This is a genomic window from Streptomyces endocoffeicus (genome assembly GCF_016741935.1).
Lineage (GTDB): Bacteria > Actinomycetota > Actinomycetes > Streptomycetales > Streptomycetaceae > Streptomyces > Streptomyces endocoffeicus.
In genome coordinates, this window is the sequence record NZ_JAERRG010000002.1 from 477344 (window position 1) to 495254 (window position 17911).

A 17911-nucleotide genomic window follows, 5' to 3' on the forward strand; every position below is an offset into this window, starting at 1 on the left:
TTCGGTGGAAACACCCCCCTTGGACCGAGTAGGTCCAAGGGGGGCCCGAACCGGGGGCCCGGCAAGGTACCGTCGTAGAGGGCTGGGGGCCCGGCCCATCGGGAAAGAAGCAGAAAGCGCAGCGCAAGCACCCGGTTCCGCGCAGCAAAGCGGATCCAAGGCGAAGGGGAAGCACCTCGTGGCACGCATCGGTGACGGCGGCGACCTGCTCAAGTGCTCGTTCTGCGGGAAGAGCCAGAAGCAGGTGAAGAAGCTCATCGCGGGCCCGGGCGTGTACATCTGCGATGAATGCATCGATCTCTGCAACGAGATCATCGAGGAGGAGCTCGCCGAGACCTCCGAAGTGCGCTGGGAGGAACTCCCCAAGCCGCGCGAGATCTATGAATTCCTCGAGGGCTATGTGGTCGGCCAGGAGGCCGCCAAGAAGGCCCTCTCGGTCGCCGTCTACAACCACTACAAGCGGGTCCAGGCGGGCGAGAACGGCGGCCACAACCGCGACGACGGCATCGAGTTGGCCAAGTCCAACATCCTGCTGCTCGGCCCCACCGGCTCCGGCAAGACCCTGCTCGCGCAGACCCTCGCCCGGATGCTCAACGTCCCCTTCGCCATCGCCGACGCCACCGCGCTCACCGAGGCGGGCTATGTCGGCGAGGACGTGGAGAACATCCTCCTGAAGCTGATCCAGGCCGCCGACTACGACGTCAAGAAGGCCGAGACGGGCATCATCTACATCGACGAGATCGACAAGGTGGCCCGCAAGAGCGAGAACCCCTCGATCACCCGCGATGTGTCCGGCGAGGGCGTTCAGCAGGCGCTGCTGAAGATCCTGGAAGGGACCACGGCGTCGGTGCCGCCGCAGGGCGGCCGGAAACACCCGCACCAGGAGTTCATCCAGATCGACACCACGAATGTGCTGTTCATCGTGGGCGGTGCCTTTGCCGGTCTGGAGAAGATCATCGAGGCGCGGGCGGGCGCCAAGGGCATCGGATTCGGCGCCACGATCCGCTCCAAGCGCGAGATCGAGGCGAGCGACCAGTTCCAGGAGGTCATGCCCGAGGACCTGGTGAAGTTCGGAATGATCCCGGAATTCATCGGCCGTCTCCCGGTCATCACCTCCGTCCACAACCTCGACCGCGAGGCGCTGCTGCAGATCCTCGTCGAGCCGCGGAACGCCCTGGTGAAGCAGTACCAGCGGCTGTTCGAACTCGACGGGGTGGAGCTGGACTTCGACCGCCCGGCCCTGGAGGCCATCGCCGACCAGGCGATCCTGCGCGGCACCGGGGCCCGGGGCCTGCGCGCGATCATCGAGGAGGTGCTGATGTCGGCGATGTACGAGGTGCCGTCCCGCAAGGATGTGGCCCGCGTCGTCATCACCGAGGACGTCGTGCACTCCAATGTGAACCCCACGCTGGTGCCCCGCACCCGCGGCACCGAGCCGGGCGAGCGGCACGAGAAGAGCGCGTAGCCGCACCCGAACGCGCGGCCGCCCCGCTGAGGGCGTACGAAGAGGGCCCCGGTCTCCCGGGGCCCTCTTCGTGTCGTACGCGCCCTGTGGCCGCTTTACGGGCGGTTCAGGCGGGCTTGCGGGTGTCCTGGTAGATGCCCGCGGTCACCTTGGCGAAGGACTCCATGTCGGCGTCGGACACCGAGGTGTTCTCCGCGTTGACGTCGAGCACCATCGCCGCGTCCGTCTCCTCGGCCCAGACGCAGGCCGGGGCGTAGATCCGGTCGTAGAGCTTGACCACCTCGCACTCCACCGACGGGCCGTCAGCGCCCTTCGGCTGGAACCGCTTGCGCTTCCGCTCCACCGTGGGCGAGCCGTCGCCGCCCGCGAAGCCCTTGAACATCTCGTCGCGGACCGTGTCCGGGTCGCTGATGTCGCCGTACATCCCGGAGAAGGCGAGCCCCGAATTGTCGTCGTCCGACCGCTTGTACTGGGCCAGGACCGAGGTCGCGCCCTCGGGCATGCCGCCCTGCACGCTGGTGCCCTCGTTGTCGAGGTCGTCCGTGCCCTTGTCCAGCGTGTAGCTGCCGTCGGCGAGCGTCTTGGGGGTGACCAGCTTCATCGCCTTCGGGTCGTCGTCGCCACCGGTCAGCACCACGGCGCCGGTGACGATCGCGCCCGCCACCACGAGCCCGGCCACCGTCACCGCGATGATCTTGGTGCGGTTGCCGCCCCCGCCGGCCGCGGGCGGCGCGGGGTAGGGCGGCTGGCCGTAGGGACCCGCCTGCTGCGGGTAGCCGTAGCCCTGCGGGGGCTGCGCCTGCGGATAGCCGTACCCCGGCGCCTGCGCGTACGGGTTGGGCTCCGCGGGCTGCTGCTGCCCCCCGCCGTACGGATTGGGCTGGGTGCCCCCGTACGGGCTGGGCCCGCCGCCGTAGGGCCCCGGCGGCGGTGGCTGGTTGTGGCTCATGGCTGTGGGGGTCCCCCTCCGGATCGGCTGTGGCCTGTGAACTGCGCGGCCCGCTCGGCTACTTGATCTCCACGCGCGCGTCGTTGCGGACCTTCGCGGTGATCTCACCGGCCTCGTCGAGCGACATGCTCTTGCCGGACAGCGCCGCGGCCGCGTCGGAGACGACCACATAGGCCACCGTGCTGTTGTCGCCCCACATGCAGATCGGGATCGAGAAGCCCTTGGTGGGTATGCCGCTGGAGCCGGAGTCCCCGGTCGGGGTGAACTTGGTGTTCTGGCACTTCATCACGGCGTTCTCGAAGCCGCTGGGCGTCACCGACTCCGGGCTGCCCACGAGCTCGGCCTTCATCCCGCCACTGGTGGAGGGGTCCTTCTCGGCCTCTTGCGCGATCTTCGAGAAGGCGCCGTCGACGACCGCCTCGGGGTCCTTCACCTCGCCCCAGACGCCATTGAGCTGCAGCTGCTTGGCGCTCATGCCCTCGCCGGACTTGTACTCCGCGCTCTCGGTCTTGGGGTCGGTGACGCCGAACTTCTTGAAGTCGTCCGCGTCCGAGGAGGTGAGCCCGCCCCCGCCGGAGGAGCTCTTGGTGTAGTCGCCGGCCACCGTCGCGGGGGTGGTGAGCTTGTACCGCTTGCCGTCGTCGGCGACCTTACCGCCGCCACCGCTGTCGTCTCCGCCCTTGAACACCAGGACACCGCCGACGACCGCGGCCACCACGACCACCGCGCCGATCGCGATCGCCAGGCCCTTCTTGTTGCCGCCGCCCTGGCCCGGTCCCGGCTGGTACGGGCCCGGCATGCCCGGCTGGCCGTACGGCTGCTGCTGCTGGGCGTACGGGTTCGGCTGCTGGCCGTAGGGGCCCGGCTGGCCCTGCGGCGGCTGCCCGGGGTAGCCGTAGCCCTGCTGGGGCGGCTGCTGCGGCTGTCCGTAGGGACCCGGCTGACCCGGCTGCTGCGGGTAGCCGTAGCCGGGCTGGCCGGCCGCTCCACCCTGTCCGTAGGGACCCGGCTGTTGGGGCTGCTGGCCGTAAGGGCCCGGCTGGTTGTAGCTCATCTGTATCCCTCGTTAGAAATCGTGCTGTTGTGTCGCTCCGCGCCGGCCGCGCTAGCCGTCGATCCCGACGCGCGCGTCCTTGCGCACCTTGGCCGTGATGCCGGCGGCGTCCTCAAGGGACATGCCACCACCGAGCACCGCCGCCGCCGGATCCGCCATGACCGTGACGCCCAGGGTGTCCTTGTCGCCCCAGACGCACGCGGGGGCCTCCATGGATCCCTGATCCGAGGTGAACTTCATGGACTGGCACTTCAGGACGTCCCCGTCGAAACCGTCCGGCGAGAACGTCCGGGGGCTGCCCTTGGCCTGCGCGGTGCCGTTGTCCTGCAGCGTCTTGACGATGACCGCCAGTGCGAGGTCCGCGCCCCGCTCCGGGTCGGTCACCTCGCCCCAGACGCCGGTGAACTTCAGCATCTCCTTACCGGAGGTCTGGTAGTCGGCCGCCACCAGATGCGGGTCCTTGACGACCGGCACCTGCTGGAGGTCCTTCCGGCCCGCCGCGGACAGATCGCTGTCGTCCGTGCCCGAGCCCTGGCGCTCGTAGTCCGAGGCCACGGTCTCGGGCGTGGTCAGCTTGTACGGGCCGTCGCTGCCGCCGCCGAACAGCGCGAACGCCCCCACCCCCAGCGCCGCCACGACCACCACGGCGCCGATCGCGAGACCCACCTTCCTGCCCTTACCGTTGCCACCGGCCGCCGGCCCCGGGGGCGGCGGGGCCTGGGGCCCGCCGTAGTAGCCCGGACCCTGCTGGGGCGCGGGGCCCTGCTGGGGCGGCTGCGGCGGCTGACCGTAAGGGTTCGCGGGCTGAGGATGGCCATAGCCGCCGCCGGACCCGCCGTACGGGCCCGGCTGGCCGTAGCCGCCCTGCGGCGGCTGTCCGTAGCCCGGCGTCTGCGCGTACGGATTGGGCACGGGAGGCTGACCGGCGCCGTACGGCCCTGGCTGGCCCCCATAGGGGCCGGGCTGCGGCGGCGGCTGCTGATGGCTCATGTGCCTCTCCTTATGCGCATGACAGGTACCAAACATCCTTCCCGACGGCCCTGAGCGCCTCGGCGCCGGGGCCACAACGGGTTCGTAACGGAAGGCCGCCGCCCTTTAGACTGCGGGCGTGACCGAGAACTCTTCGCAGCGCCCCACGAGCGGGCCGAACAGCCACCCCGAACTGCCGACCCAGTACGCGCCGGCCGATGTAGAGGGGCCGCTGTACGAGCGCTGGGTAGAGCGCGGTTACTTCGAGGCGGACGCGAAGAGCGACAAAGAGCCCTACACCATCGTCATCCCGCCCCCCAATGTGACCGGCTCGCTCCACCTCGGCCATGCCTTCGAGCACACGATCATCGATGCGCTCACCCGGCGCAAGCGAATGCAGGGCTTTGAGACGCTCTGGCAGCCGGGGATGGATCACGCCGGTATCGCCACGCAGAACGTGGTCGAGCGAGAGCTGGCCAAGGAGGGCGTCTCCCGCCACGACCTGGGCCGCGAGGCGTTCGTCGAGCGGGTCTGGCAGTGGAAGAGCGAGTCCGGCGGGCAGATCTCCGGCCAGATGCGGCGCCTGGGCGACGGCGTGGCCTGGAACCGCGAGCGCTTCACCATGGACGAGGGGCTCTCCAAGGCCGTCCAGACGATCTTCAAGCGGCTGTACGAGGACGAGCTGATCTACCGCGCCGAGCGCATCATCAACTGGTGCCCGCGCTGTCTTACGGCCATCTCGGACATCGAGGTGGAGTACGACGACGATGACGGCGAGCTCGTCTCGATCCGGTACGGCGAGGGCGACGCTTCCATTGTCGTGGCCACCACGCGGGCCGAGACGATGCTGGGCGACACCGCGGTCGCCGTCCACCCCGACGACGAGCGCTACCGCCATCTGGTCGGCACCGAGATCGAGCTGCCGCTGACCGGCCGCCGGATCCCGGTCGTCGCCGACGAGCACGTCGACCCCGAGTTCGGCACCGGCGCGGTCAAGGTCACCCCGGCCCACGACCCGAACGACTTCGAGATCGGGCAGCGGCACGGCCTGCCGAACCTGACCGTCATGGACGAGCACGCGATCATCACCGCCCACGGCCCCTTCCAGGGCCTGGACCGGCTGGAGGCGCGCAGCGCCGTCGTCGGCGCCCTGCGCGCCGAGGGCCGGATCGTGGCCGAGAAGCGCCCGTACACCCACTCCGTGGGCCACTGCTCGCGCTGCAAGACCACCATCGAGCCGCGGCTGTCCATGCAGTGGTGGGTCAAGGTCGGCCCACTGGCCAAGGCCGCGGGCGACGCGGTCCGCGACGGCCGGGTGAAGATCCACCCCGAGGACATGTCGAAGCGCTACTTCGACTGGGTCGACAACCTCCACGACTGGTGCATCTCGCGCCAGCTGTGGTGGGGCCACCGGATCCCGGTCTGGTACGGGCCGAACGGCGAGGTCGTCTGCGTCGGACCGGACGAGCGGCCGCCGAGCGGCGAAGGCTGGCACCAGGACAACGACGTCCTGGACACCTGGTTCTCCTCCGGCCTGTGGCCGTTCTCCACGCTCGGCTGGCCCGAGCGGACCGAGAGCATGGAGAAGTTCTATCCGAACTCGGTCCTGGTCACCGGCTACGACATCCTCTTCTTCTGGGTCGCCCGGATGATGATGTTCGGCCTGTACGCCATGGACGGCACCCCGCCGTTCCACACCATCGCGCTGCACGGCATGGTCCGTGACCAGTTCGGCAAGAAGATGTCCAAGTCCTTTGGAAACGCGGTCAATCCCCTGGACTGGATGGACACCTATGGATCGGACGCGGTCCGCTTCACCCTGGCCCGCGGCGCCAACCCCGGCGTGGATGTCCCGATCGGCGAGGACTGGGTCCAGGCGTCCCGCAACTTCGCCAACAAGATCTGGAACGCGACCCGCTTCGCGCTGATGAACGGCGCCACGGTCGAGGGCGAACTGCCCGCCCCCGAGCGGCTGTCCGCCACCGACCGCTGGATCCTGTCCCGGCTGAACGCGGTGGTCGCCGAGGTCGACGCGTACTACGAGGACTACCAGTTCGCCAAGCTCTCCGACGTCCTCTACCACTTCGCGTGGGACGAGGTCTTCGACTGGTACGTCGAGCTGTCCAAGACCACCTTCGCCAAGGGCGGCGCGGAGGCCGACGCCGCGCGGCGCGTCCTCGGCGAGGTCCTGGACGTCACGCTGCGGCTGCTGCACCCGGTGGTCCCGTTCGTCACCGAGAAGCTGTGGACCTCGCTGACCGGTCAGGAGTCCGTCGTCATCGCGGACTGGCCGGGCGACAGCGGCTTCCGGGACGAGGCGGCCGAGCGGGAGATCGAGAACCTCCAGCAGGTGGTCACCGAGGTCCGCCGGTTCCGCGCCGACCAGGGCCTCCAGCCCGGTCAGCGGGTCCCGGCCCGGCTGGAGCTGTCCGGCACCTCGCTGGCCGCCCACGAGGACGCGATGCGCTCCCTGCTGCGCCTCCAGCCGGCCGGTGAGGACTTCACGGCCACCGCCTCGCTGCCGGTGGCGGGCGCGACCGTGGCCCTGGACCTGTCCGGCGCGATCGACGTCGAGGCCGAGCGCAAGCGGCTGGCCAAGGACCTCGCCGCGGCCGAGAAGGACAAGGCGCAGACGACCGCGAAGCTGTCCAACGAGGGCTTCCTGGCCAAGGCCCCCGACCATGTCGTGGAGAAGATCCGCACCCGGCAGGCGACCGCCGATGCCGATATCGCCCGGATCACCGCCCAGTTGGCGGCCCTCCCCAAGGGCTGACCACCGAGGGGTACCGATCGCACCACAGCGCCTCCGCCGGAATCCGGCGGAGGCGCTTGTGCGTGAGGTGTGTGCGATGCGCCACAGACGCCCGGGAGGATGTGCCACAGAGGCCCAGGAGGATGTGCACAGACGCCCGGGAGAAGCCTCACAGGCCCCCCGGAGAAGCCCCACAGACGCCCCACAGACACCACACAGCAATGCCCCACCGGGAACCAAACACTGCCTTCAGGGAGTTATCCGGCCGTACGTCCCGGAAGGAGCTCCCCCTCCATGAACAAGCCGCTGAGAAGGGCATCGGTGTTCTCGCTGCTGCTCGTGCTGGCCCTGCTCGCCTGGGTCACCTATGTGCAGTTGGCGAGAGGCGACAGCCTCCGGGAGAACCCGCGCAACGCCCGGGTGGCCATCTCCGAGTACGCCGGGCCGCTGGGCGACATCACCGCCGGCGGCAAGCCGGTCACCGGCTCGGCCGCCACCAAGGGCGACCTGAAGTACAAGCGGACCTACACGGACGGGAAGCTCTGGGCGCCGGTCACCGGCTACGCCTCCCAGTCCTACGGCAGCACTCAGCTGGAGGCCCTGGAGCGGCAGGTGCTCGACGGCTCCGACAGCCGGCTGAAGAACCCGCTCGAGGCGGTGACGCGGGAGCGGTCCAAGCCCGGCGACGTGGTCACCACGATCAACCCGGCCGTGCAGAAGGCCGCCTACGAGGGACTGGGGAACAAGACCGGCGCGGCCGTGGCGCTCGACCCCACCACCGGCGCCGTCCTGGGCCTGGCCAGCACCCCCTCGTACGACCCGGGCACCTTCGCGGGCACCTCCACGGCGGACCAGAAGGCGTGGACCGCGCTCCAGAAGGACGACAAGCAGCCGATGCTGAACCGCGCGCTGCGCCAGACGTACCCGCCGGGCTCCACCTTCAAGGTGCTGGTCGCCGCCGCGGCGCTGGAGAACGGGCTGTACTCGTCGGTGGACGAGCAGACCAAGAGCCCGGATCCGTACCGGCTGCCGGGCACGGTCACCGACATGCACAACGAGAACAGGTCGGCGCCCTGCAAGAACGCGAACATACGCACCGCCCTCCAGTACTCGTGCAACACGGTCTTCGCGAAGATGGCCGTGGACCTCGGCCAGTCCAAGGTGGCGGCGGAGGCCAAGAAGCTGGGCTTCGACGATGCGAAGCTGGACATCCCGGTGCGCGCCGCGAAGAGCACCTACCCGAGCGGGATGAACGACTCGCAGACGGCCCTGACCGGTATGGGGCAGTTCGATGTGACGGCCACTCCGCTGCAGATGGCGATGGTCTCCTCGGCCATCGCGAACGACGGCAAGCTGATGACCCCGTACGAGATCGACCGCACCACGGACGGCAGCGCGTCCGCCCTGGACCGGGGCTCGGCCAAGACCTACAGCCAGGCGATGTCCAAGCACACCGCGTCCGAGCTGCAGTCCGCGATGCGGACGGTCGTGGACCAGGGCACCGGGACCAACGCCAAGATCCCCGGCGTGACGGTGGGCGGCAAGACCGGCACCGCCCAGCACGGTGAGAACAACAGCGCCAATCCGTACGCGTGGTTCATCAGTTACGCGGACGCCGGCGGCGGCCACAAGGTCGCGGTCGCGGTGGTGGTCGAGGACAGCGACGCGGCCCGCGCCGACATCTCCGGCGGCGGTCTGGCGGGGCCGATCGCCAAGTCGATGATGAAGGCGGCACTGGCCGATACCGGGTCGTGACCCTGATACCGGGTCGTGACCTGGGTGGGGATGGCGCTGGGCCGGGTTGTCACCCCTCCCTCGTAGACTGGTCGGCGTGAGCGAGGAGCGCCCCCAGAACGAGTCCGACGAGTTCGAAGAGATCGTCGGAGCCGAGACCGACCGCGACCCCGATCTGGCGGTGATCGAGGCCGGCAGCCGGACGTTGCGTGCGCAGTCCGGGCCGCCGCAGGGGGACGGCATCCCGGCCCGCCCGACCGACCCCGAGGTGGACCGCGCCCTGCGGGAGGTGGAGGGCGAGCTGGCCGGCCGCTGGCCCGAGACCAAGCTGGACCCGTCGCTGGTGCGGATCGAGTCGCTGATGGACATCCTGGGCTCGCCGCAGCGGGCCTATCCGTCGATCCACATCACCGGTACGAACGGCAAGACCAGCACCGCCCGCATGATCGAGTCGCTGCTGGGCGCCTTCGAGCTGCGCACCGGCCGCTACACCAGCCCCCATGTCCAGTCGATCACCGAGCGGATCAGCCTGGACGGGGCGCCGATCCCCGCCGAGCGGTTCATCGAGACGTACCAGGACATCCAGCCGTACATCGAGATGGTCGACGCCCAGCAGGAGCACCGGCTGTCCTTCTTCGAGGTGCTCACCGGCATGGCGTACGCGGCCTTCGCGGACGCGCCGGTGGACATCGCGGTGGTCGAGGTCGGCATGGGCGGCTCCTGGGACGCCACCAATGTGATCGACGCGGGCGTCGCGGTGATCATGCCGATCTCCCTGGACCACACCGACCGGCTCGGCACCACTCCGGAGCAGATCGCCGTCGAGAAGGCCGGCATAGTCAAGCAGGACGCCACCGTGGTGCTCGCGCAGCAGCCGGTGGAGGCCGCTTCCGTGGTGCTCAAGCGCGCGGTCGAGGTGGACGCCACGGTCGCCCGTGAGGGCATGGAGTTCGGTGTGCTGTCCCGGGAGGTGGCGGTCGGCGGTCAGCTGCTGACCCTGCGCGGCCTCGGCGGGGAGTACACCGATGTCTTCCTCCCGCTGCACGGCGCCCACCAGGCGCACAACGCGGCGATGGCGCTGGCGGCCGTGGAGGCGTTCTTCGGCGTCGGCTCCCAGCACGCCCGCCCGCTCGACATCGACACCATCCGCTCCGCCTTCGCCTCCGTGACCTCGCCCGGCCGGATGGAGGTCGTGCGCCGCAGCCCCACCGTGGTGCTGGACGCCGCGCACAACCCCGCGGGCGCCCAGGCCGCCGCCGCGGCGGTCACCGAGTCCTTCGACTTCAGCCGGCTGATCGGCGTGGTCGGCGCGAGTGACGGCAAGGACGTGCGCGGTGTGCTGGAAGCCTTCGAGCCGATCTTCGCCGAGGTCGTGGTGACCGGCAATTCCAGCCACCGCGCCATGGACCCGGACGAGCTGGCCGCGATCGCCGTCGAGGTCTTCGGCTCCGACCGGGTCCAGGTCGAGCCACGGCTGGACGACGCTCTGGAGGCGGCCATCACCCTGGCGGAAGAAGAGGGTGAATACGCCGGAGCGGGAGTTCTGGTGACCGGGTCGGTGATCACGGTCGGCGAGGCCCGGCTCCTCCTGGGAAAGGGCTGATATGCGAACGCTGTGCGCTTCCACCCTCATCGGCGAGTTCTTCGTGATCGGCTTCGCCGGGCTGGTCGCGATGAAGACGTCCGGGCTGTCCACGGGCACCGTCTGGACGGTCAGCGGAATCGCCATGGGGCTGTGTGTGCTGCTGTGCGGGCTGCTGAGCCGTCCGGGTGCGGTGCAGATCGGCTGGGCCCTGCAGATCGGCCTGGTGCTGAGCGGTTTCGTGGTGCCCACCATGTTCTTCCTCGGGGCGGCCTTCGCCGCGCTGTGGTGGGCCTCGGTCCACTTCGGCCGCAAGGTCGACGAGGCCAAGGCGCGGTTCGCCGCGTCCTCGGCCGCCTCGCCTGACACTGCGTGATGTGGCCCTCGTTCCCCCATGTAGCCTCTGCCTCACAGCCCCGCCGCATGTCTTTTCCCAAAGGAGCCCGCACCGTGAGCCAGCGCACGCTCGTCCTGCTCAAGCCCGACGCCGTCCGACGCGGACTGGTGGGCGAGATTCTGGGGCGGATCGAGAAGAAGGCGGGCTGGACGATCAGCGCCCTCGAGCTGCGTCAGCTGGAGCGTGAGGTCCTGGAGCAGCACTACGCCGAGCATGTCGGCAAGCCGTTCTACGAGCCGCTGGTGGAGTTCATGGCCTCCGGCCCGGCCGTGGCGCTGGTGGTCGAGGGCGAGCGGGTGATCGAGGGCGTCCGGGCGCTGGCCGGGCCGACCGACCCGATCGCCGCGGCGCCGGGCTCCATCCGTGGCGATTTCGGCACCATCGTTCGGGAAAATCTGATCCATGCCTCCGACTCGGCGGAGTCCGCCGAACGGGAAATCAAGATTTTCTTTCCCGGGCTCGCCTGATCCCGATCCGATCGTTACTGATCGGCCATCAGTTTGATCATCGACTTGCCATACCCCTGCTGACCTGGGGGCGGCCGAATTACCCGGCCGCCCTTCGGCATATGCGAGCCGATCGGGGGAACGCATCTCCGCGACACGACGTCACCATTAGAGGAGGCGGGGTCGTGTTCTGCTGACAATGGCGGAGGACCCCCGCAGCGTGTTCGAGCGGGCGTGACTACGATGAAACCTCCGCGCCTCGCAGCGCGCACCCATCCTGCCGACCTCAAGCAAGCAATCGCTCCAGCAGGGAAGGCCTGACGTATCCTCATGGGGAACAACATGTCGTTCATCGGCCGTGACATGGCTGTCGACCTCGGGACCGCCAACACGCTGGTGTACGTCAGGGGCCGCGGGATCGTCCTCAACGAGCCATCCGTCGTCGCCATCAACACCAACACCGGCGGAATTCTCGCCGTGGGCGCCGAGGCGAAGAAGATGATCGGCCGCACCCCTGGCAACATCGTCGCTGTGCGTCCGCTCAAGGACGGCGTTATCGCCGACTTCGAGATCACCGAGCGGATGTTGCGGTACTTCATCCTCAAGATCCATAAGCGACGGTATCTCGCCCGGCCCCGAGTGGTCGTCTGTGTGCCGTCCGGTATCACCGGGGTCGAGCGCCGTGCCGTCATCGAGGCGTCCACCCAGGCGGGCGCCCGTCAGGTGCACATCATCGAGGAACCCATGGCCGCGGCCATCGGCTCCGGCCTTCCGGTCCACGAGGCCACCGGCAACATGGTCGTGGACATCGGCGGCGGCACCACCGAGGTCGCCGTCATCTCGCTGGGCGGCATCGTCACCGCGCAGTCCATCCGGGTGGCGGGCGATGAGCTGGACAACGCGATCATCCAGCACATCAAGAAGGAGTACAGCCTGCTGCTCGGCGAGCGCACCGCCGAGAACATCAAGATCACCATCGGCTCGGCGTACGAGGGCGACGAGGAGGAGCACACCGAGATCCGCGGCCGTGACCTCGTCAGCGGCCTCCCCAAGACCGTGGTGATCTCCGCCGCCGAGGTCCGCAAGGCCATGGAGGAGCCGGTCAACTCGATCGTCGACGCGGTCAAGACCACCCTCGACAAGTGCCCCCCGGAGCTCTCCGGCGACGTCATGGACCGCGGCATCGTGCTCACCGGCGGCGGTGCGCTGCTGCGCGGCCTGGACGAGCGGTTGCGCCGCGAGACCGGCATGCCGATCCACATCGCCGAGGACCCGCTGGACTCCGTCGCACTCGGGTCCGGCAAGTGCGTGGAGGAGTTCGAGGCGCTCCAGCAGGTGCTGGACGCCCAGCCCCGCAGATGAACAATCCGGCGGACCGGCCGTACGGGTGGTTGGCTGCCCGTGCGGCGGAACGCTGATATACAGGCATAAGGCTCCCCAGGACCGACCGGTCGTCACATCCCCGGCATCGGTCCGACTTCGACGAGGAAGGCACGTCGCCGCACGTGAGGGACACACGAGAGAGCCGGCTGCTCCTGGTGCTGCTGGTCGCCATCGCGTTCGCGCTGATCACGGTGGATATCCGCGGCGGCGAGGACTCACCCCTCGACGGCGCCCGGCACGCCGCCGCTTCCGTCTTCGGGCCCGTGGAGGACGGCGTCGCCTCCGCCGTGGACCCGGTCGGCAACGCGGTCGCGGCCGTACGGGAATCCGGGGACCGGCACGACCGGGTCCGCCGGCTGGAGGAGGAGAACACCAAGCTCAAGCAGCGGCTCGGCAACAACGCCCGCGATCGCGCCCGCTCCGCCGAGCTCGACAAGCTGCTGAAGACCGCCGGCGCCGGTCAATACGGCATCAAAGGTGCCCAGGTCATCGGCATCGGCGCCGCCCAGGGCTTCTCCTGGACCGTCACCATCGACATGGGCAGCGGCGACGGCATCCGCCGCGACATGACCGTCATCAATGGCGACGGGCTGGTCGGCCGGGTCACCACCGTCGGCTCCTCGACGGCCACCGTGCTGCTCGCCATCGACCCGGACTTCACCGTCGGCACCCGTATGGAGGGATCGGGCGAGCTCGGTTTCGCCACCGGGCGCGGCGACCGCTCGCTCCATGTGCAGCTCCTCAACGGCAAGGCCCGGATCAAGAAGGGCGACCGGATGGTCACCTTCGGCTCGCAGGCGGACAAGCCGTTCGTCCCCGGCGTCCCGGTCGGCAAGGTCGTCGGCGTCGATCCCACCGGAGGCGATCTGACCCGCACGCTCCGGGTGCGCCCGTACGTCCGGTTCAGCAAGCTGGACATCGTCGGAGTCGTCGTCCAGCCGCCGCGCGCCAACCCGCGGGACAGCGTGCTCCCGCCCAAGCCCGCGAAGCCCAAGCCGACGCCCACGGTCACCGTCACGGCCAATCCCTCCGCCACCGCCACCAGCCCGGCCGCCAACAGGAGCTGACCGATGCTGCACCTCAACCGGATCGTCCTGTCGACCTGCCTGGTGGTCTTCGCCCTCGTCGTCCAGATCTGCGTACTGGCCCGCCTCCAACTGCCCGGCGCCGTTCCGGACCTGCTGCTGCTCGTCGTGCTCGGCCTCGCGCTCGTCTACGGCCACACCGGCGGCGCGCTCATCGGCTTCGGTGCGGGGCTGCTCGCCGACTTCGCCCCGCCCGCCGACCACGCCGCCGGCCGCTACGCCCTGGTGCTCTGCGTCATCGGCTATCTGGCCGGGCTCGCCAAGCCGGAGACCGGCCAGCTCAGGTCCGCCACCGGGCCGATGCTGGTGGTTGTGGCGGCGGCCATCGGCGCCACGCTGCTGTACGCCGGGGTCGGCATCCTCGTCGGCGACGACGCGGCCCGTCAGGTGGGCCTGGGCAAGCTGCTGTTCACCGCGGCCCTCTACGACCTGCTGCTGGCACCCTTCACGGTGCCGCTGATCATGGGGCTCGCCAGACGGAGTGAGAACGATCCGATGGCCGACAGCGCGGGCGGCGGCGAGAGCCCGTCCCGCTGGATCAGCACGGCGGGCGGCGTCAGCACCGGCCGGATCGGCCGGATGAGCCGGCTCAGGCGTCCGGGCCGGGCGCCCCGGATCGGGGGCCAGCGCGGCGGGCTGCTGGCCCGCGCGGGGAAGAACAGGACGGCACGGATCAAGGGGGTCAAGCGCCTGTGAGCAACATCCCTGAGACCGGACGGACCTCGCGGGTCACCATCCGGCTCGTCGGCCTCCAGATCCTGGTCTTCTCGCTGCTGCTGACCCTCGGCGGACGCCTGTGGTACCTCCAGATCCGCAACGGCGACGAGTACACCGCCGAAGCCGCCAACAACCACGTCCAGCAGGTCGTCCACCCCGCCGTGCGCGGTTCCATACTGGACGCCCGCGGGGTGCCGCTGGCCGACAACGAGACCCGTCTGGTGGTCTCCGCCAGCCGCACCGAGCTGATGAAGATGCCGGACGACGGCAAGGCCGTCCTCACCCGCCTCGCCGACGTCCTGGGCATGAAGCCCAAGGATGTCCTGGACAAGGTCCGGCTGTGCGACGCCAAGACCCCGCAGCCCTGCTGGAACGGCTCCCCGTACCAGCCCATCCCGATCACCGACGAGGCCAGTGCCAAGCAGGCGCTCCAGATCCGCGAGCGCGAAGAGGAGTTCCCCGGCATCAGCGCCGAGCCCACCGCCGTGCGCCGCTACGCCGCGCCCGCCGGCTCCAACGCCGCCCAGGTGCTCGGCTATCTCTCCCCGGTCACCGATGAGCAGGTGAAGGCGGCCGAGGACACCAAGTCGCCCCTGCTCCGCTCCGACCAGGTCGGCAGCAACGGCCTCGAGCGCCAGTACGACAGTGAGCTGCGCGGTAAGGCGGGGGTGACCCGCTACGAGGTCGACAACCTCGGCCGGGTCATCGGCCAGCGGGAGAGCCAGCGGGCCCGTCCCGGCGACAACGTCGTCACCAGCATCGACTCGCGGGTCCAGGCGGTCGCGGAGAAGGAGCTGGACCAGGCGATGCGGGACGCCCGCAAGCAGCACGACCGGAACACCGGCACCAACTACAAGGCGGACTCCGGCGCGGTCGTGGTCATGGAGGCCAAGACCGGCCGGGTGGTGGCCATGGCGTCCAACCCGACGTACGACCCCAACGCCTGGGTCGGCGGTATCTCCGGCAAGGACTACAAGCAGCTCACCGGCAAGAAGTCCAACTACCCGCTGCTCAACCGGGCGATCCAGGGCCAGGCGGCCCCCGGCTCGATCTTCAAGGTCGTCCCGACGACCGCCGCGGTCAACGCCGGCTACTCCTTCAACGGGCCGTATCCCTGCACCAGCTCGTTCAACATCGGCAGCCAGGTCTTCAAGAACTTCGAGTCCGAGAACTACGGCGGGATCAGCCTCGGCCGCGCGCTGGAGGTCTCCTGCGACACCGTCTTCTACCACCTCGCCTACGAGCAGTGGAAGAAGGACGGCGGCAACAAGCCCAAGAAGAAGCCGGGGGACTGGTTCTACCGGACCGCCCACCAGTTCGGCCTCGGTAAGGAGACCGGCATCGACCTCCCCAACGAGGTCACCGGCCGGGTCCCGGACCGCCAGTGGAAGAAGGACTACTGGAAGGCCAACAAGGACGCCTGGTGCAAGAGCGGCAAGAAGGACGGGAACTACGGCCAGCGGATCGCCTACGAGAACTGTCTCGAAGGCATGAAGATGCGCGCCGGTGACTCCGTGAACTACTCCATCGGCCAGGGCGACACCCTCGTCACCCCGATCCAGATGGCCACCATCTACGCGGCCATCAGCAACGGCGGAACGCTTCACGACCCGAGTGTCGGCAAGGCGATCGTCAGCCCCGACGGCAAGGACATCCGGGAGATCAAGCCGAAGGCGCACGGCAAGCTGCCGATGAAGGGCCAGACCCGCGAGAAGATCGACAGCGCGCTCGCGGGCGTCGCCACCCGGGGCACCGCCGCCTGGCGGTTCCAGGGCTGGCCGCAGAGCAAGATCCCGATGCACGCCAAGACCGGTACCGCGGAGGTCTACGGCAAGCAGACCACCTCGTGGTTCGCCACGTACACCAAGGACTACACGGTCGTCATGACGATCTCCCAGGGTGGTACCGGCTCCGGCGCCTCCGGCCCCGCCGTGCGCAAGATCTACAACGCGCTGTACGGGGTCGACGCCAAGGGCGGCATCGACAAGAAGAAGGCGCTGCTGCCCCAGCCGCAGGGCAAACTGCCGAAGATCTCGCCGGACGGCTCCATCGAGTCCCAGCCGCTCGGCAAGCAGTTCGAGGCGGCCGCGCGGGAGCGGCGGCGGGGAGCTGATTCATGAGCGCGTCCACACATGGGTACTCCGTCCGCCGCTTCACCCCGGAGCGCGGCGCCTGGAGCAAGCTCATGGCGCGCGACTCGGTCGTCCGCCGCCTCGACTGGGTGCTGCTGCTCACCGCGCTGGCCCTGTCCGCGATCGGCGGGGCGCTCGTCTACTCCGCCACCCGCAACCGCACCGAGCTCAACCAGGGCGACCCGTACTACTTCCTGGTCCGGCACGCCCTCAACACCGGCATCGGGCTGCTGCTCGCCATCGGCACCATCTGGCTGGGCCATCGCACCCTGCGCGGCGCGGTCCCGGTCCTCTACGGGCTGTCCGTCATCCTCGTCCTCGCCGTGCTCACCCCGCTGGGCTCGACGATCAACGGCGCCCACGCGTGGATCGTGGTCGGCGGTGGGTTCTCCCTGCAGCCGGGTGAGTTCGCCAAGATCACGATCATCCTGGGGATGGCGATGCTGCTGGCCGCGCGCGTGGACGCGGGCGACCGGCTCAACCCCGACCACCGCACCGTCGTCCAGGCACTCGGCCTGGCCGGGCTGCCCATCGCGATCGTGCTGCTGATGCCGGACCTCGGCTCGGTGATGGTCATGGCGATGATCGTGCTCGCCGTGCTGCTCTCCTCCGGCGCGTCCAACCGCTGGATCGCGGGGCTCATCCTTACGGCCGTCGTCGGCGCGCTGCTCATCTGGCAGCTGCACGTCCTCGACCAGTACCAGATCGACCGCTTCGCCGCCTTCGCCAACCCCGCGCTCGACCCGGCCGGGGTCGGCTACAACACCAACCAGGCGCGCATCGCGATCGGCTCGGGCGGGCTCACCGGTAAGGGGCTCTTTCACGGCACCCAGACCACCGGTCAGTTCGTCCCCGAGCAGCAGACCGACTTCGTCTTCACGGTCGCGGGGGAGGAGCTGGGCTTCCTCGGCGCGGGCCTGATCATCTTGCTGCTGGGGGTCGTGCTGTGGCGCGCCTGCCGGATCGCGCGCGACACCACGGAGCTGTACGGGACCGTCGTCGCGGCCGGGATCATCGCCTGGTTCGCCTTCCAGGCGTTCGAGAACATCGGGATGACGCTGGGCATCATGCCGGTGGCCGGTCTGCCGCTGCCGTTCGTCTCCTACGGCGGGTCCTCGATGTTCGCCGTATGGATCGCGATCGGGCTGCTGCAATCCATCCGGGTGCAGAGACCCGTCTCCGCATAGGGGCCGCTCGGTGTCACGTCTCCGCTTGGGGCTGATAAGCCCGAGTTTGGGTACGTGAC

14 protein-coding genes are annotated in these 17911 nt (G+C 69.4%); 11 read left to right on the forward strand and 3 right to left on the reverse strand.

Annotated features, from left to right (window positions below; all coding sequences use genetic code 11):
* Positions 1 to 178: 178 nt before the first annotated feature.
* Entirely contained in the window at positions 179 to 1465 is a 1287-nt protein-coding gene (clpX, locus tag JK364_RS09475; RefSeq protein WP_037945935.1) for an ATP-dependent Clp protease ATP-binding subunit ClpX, read from the forward strand.
* Positions 1466 to 1571: 106 nt separating this feature from the next.
* On the opposite strand, the gene JK364_RS09480 is transcribed toward clpX, so the two are convergent.
* Genes JK364_RS09480 through JK364_RS09490 form a run of 3 tightly spaced genes read right to left on the reverse strand, consistent with a single transcriptional unit; the run spans position 1572 to position 4458 of the window.
* Positions 1572 to 2414 carry a hypothetical protein gene (locus tag JK364_RS09480; protein WP_201849568.1) on the reverse strand — a complete coding sequence of 281 codons (843 nt, stop codon included), beginning with the start codon at positions 2412 to 2414 and terminating at the stop codon, positions 1572 to 1574.
* A 58-nt stretch (positions 2415 to 2472) separates the two neighbouring features.
* Positions 2473 to 3468 carry a hypothetical protein gene (locus JK364_RS09485; protein WP_201849570.1) on the reverse strand — a complete coding sequence of 332 codons (996 nt, stop codon included), beginning with the start codon at positions 3466 to 3468 and terminating at the stop codon, positions 2473 to 2475.
* A gap of 51 nt (positions 3469 to 3519) precedes the next feature.
* Positions 3520 to 4458 carry a hypothetical protein gene (locus JK364_RS09490; protein WP_201849572.1) on the reverse strand — a complete coding sequence of 313 codons (939 nt, stop codon included), beginning with the start codon at positions 4456 to 4458 and terminating at the stop codon, positions 3520 to 3522.
* 118 nt (positions 4459 to 4576) lie between these two features.
* On the opposite strand from JK364_RS09490, the gene JK364_RS09495 reads away from it, so the two are divergent.
* From JK364_RS09495 to rodA, 10 genes are all read left to right on the forward strand, one after another.
* Positions 4577 to 7210 carry a valine--tRNA ligase gene (locus tag JK364_RS09495; protein ID WP_201849574.1) on the forward strand — a complete coding sequence of 878 codons (2634 nt, stop codon included), beginning with the start codon at positions 4577 to 4579 and terminating at the stop codon, positions 7208 to 7210.
* Between the two features lie 273 nt (positions 7211 to 7483).
* On the forward strand, positions 7484 to 8944 hold the full coding sequence (locus JK364_RS09500) for a peptidoglycan D,D-transpeptidase FtsI family protein (RefSeq protein ID WP_201849576.1): 1461 nt from the start codon (positions 7484 to 7486) through the stop codon (positions 8942 to 8944).
* Positions 8945 to 9020: 76 nt separating this feature from the next.
* Positions 9021 to 10526: a bifunctional tetrahydrofolate synthase/dihydrofolate synthase gene (gene folC, locus JK364_RS09505; RefSeq protein WP_307841205.1), complete on the forward strand. Its 1506-nt coding sequence runs from the start codon at positions 9021 to 9023 to the stop codon at positions 10524 to 10526.
* A 1-nt stretch (position 10527) separates the two neighbouring features.
* Entirely contained in the window at positions 10528 to 10881 is a 354-nt protein-coding gene (locus tag JK364_RS09510) for a DUF4233 domain-containing protein (protein ID WP_201849578.1), read from the forward strand.
* Between the two features lie 74 nt (positions 10882 to 10955).
* Positions 10956 to 11369: a nucleoside-diphosphate kinase gene (gene ndk / locus JK364_RS09515; RefSeq protein WP_020871339.1), complete on the forward strand. Its 414-nt coding sequence runs from the start codon at positions 10956 to 10958 to the stop codon at positions 11367 to 11369.
* A gap of 321 nt (positions 11370 to 11690) precedes the next feature.
* On the forward strand, positions 11691 to 12710 hold the full coding sequence (locus tag JK364_RS09520) for a rod shape-determining protein (protein WP_037946248.1): 1020 nt from the start codon (positions 11691 to 11693) through the stop codon (positions 12708 to 12710).
* 143 nt (positions 12711 to 12853) lie between these two features.
* Positions 12854 to 13798: a rod shape-determining protein MreC gene (gene mreC, locus JK364_RS09525; protein ID WP_201849580.1), complete on the forward strand. Its 945-nt coding sequence runs from the start codon at positions 12854 to 12856 to the stop codon at positions 13796 to 13798.
* A 6-nt stretch (positions 13799 to 13804) separates the two neighbouring features.
* Positions 13805 to 14512 (forward strand): rod shape-determining protein MreD, encoded by a 708-nt coding sequence (gene mreD, locus JK364_RS09530; protein ID WP_201849838.1) that lies wholly within the window; start codon positions 13805 to 13807, stop codon positions 14510 to 14512.
* Entirely contained in the window at positions 14509 to 16653 is a 2145-nt protein-coding gene (mrdA, locus tag JK364_RS09535) for a penicillin-binding protein 2 (RefSeq protein WP_201849582.1), read from the forward strand. The genes mreD and mrdA overlap by 4 nt, the downstream gene beginning before the upstream one ends.
* On the forward strand, positions 16650 to 17852 hold the full coding sequence (gene rodA / locus JK364_RS09540; RefSeq protein WP_201849584.1) for a rod shape-determining protein RodA: 1203 nt from the start codon (positions 16650 to 16652) through the stop codon (positions 17850 to 17852). The genes mrdA and rodA overlap by 4 nt, the downstream gene beginning before the upstream one ends.
* The last annotated feature ends 59 nt before the right edge of the window (positions 17853 to 17911 follow it).

What these genes read in the sequence shown, in the direction of transcription:
- JK364_RS09500 (WP_201849576.1), top strand. Translation starts at nt 7,484, where the DNA reads ATGAACAAGCCGCTGAGAAGGGCATCGGTGTTCTCGCTGCTGCTCGTG.
- JK364_RS09480 (WP_201849568.1), bottom strand. Translation starts at nt 2,414, where the DNA reads ATGAGCCACAACCAGCCACCGCCGCCGGGGCCCTACGGCGGCGGGCCC.
- JK364_RS09485 (WP_201849570.1), bottom strand. Translation starts at nt 3,468, where the DNA reads ATGAGCTACAACCAGCCGGGCCCTTACGGCCAGCAGCCCCAACAGCCG.
- JK364_RS09520 (WP_037946248.1), top strand. Translation starts at nt 11,691, where the DNA reads ATGTCGTTCATCGGCCGTGACATGGCTGTCGACCTCGGGACCGCCAAC.
- JK364_RS09510 (WP_201849578.1), top strand. Translation starts at nt 10,528, where the DNA reads ATGCGAACGCTGTGCGCTTCCACCCTCATCGGCGAGTTCTTCGTGATC.
- rodA (WP_201849584.1), top strand. Translation starts at nt 16,650, where the DNA reads ATGAGCGCGTCCACACATGGGTACTCCGTCCGCCGCTTCACCCCGGAG.
- JK364_RS09490 (WP_201849572.1), bottom strand. Translation starts at nt 4,458, where the DNA reads ATGAGCCATCAGCAGCCGCCGCCGCAGCCCGGCCCCTATGGGGGCCAG.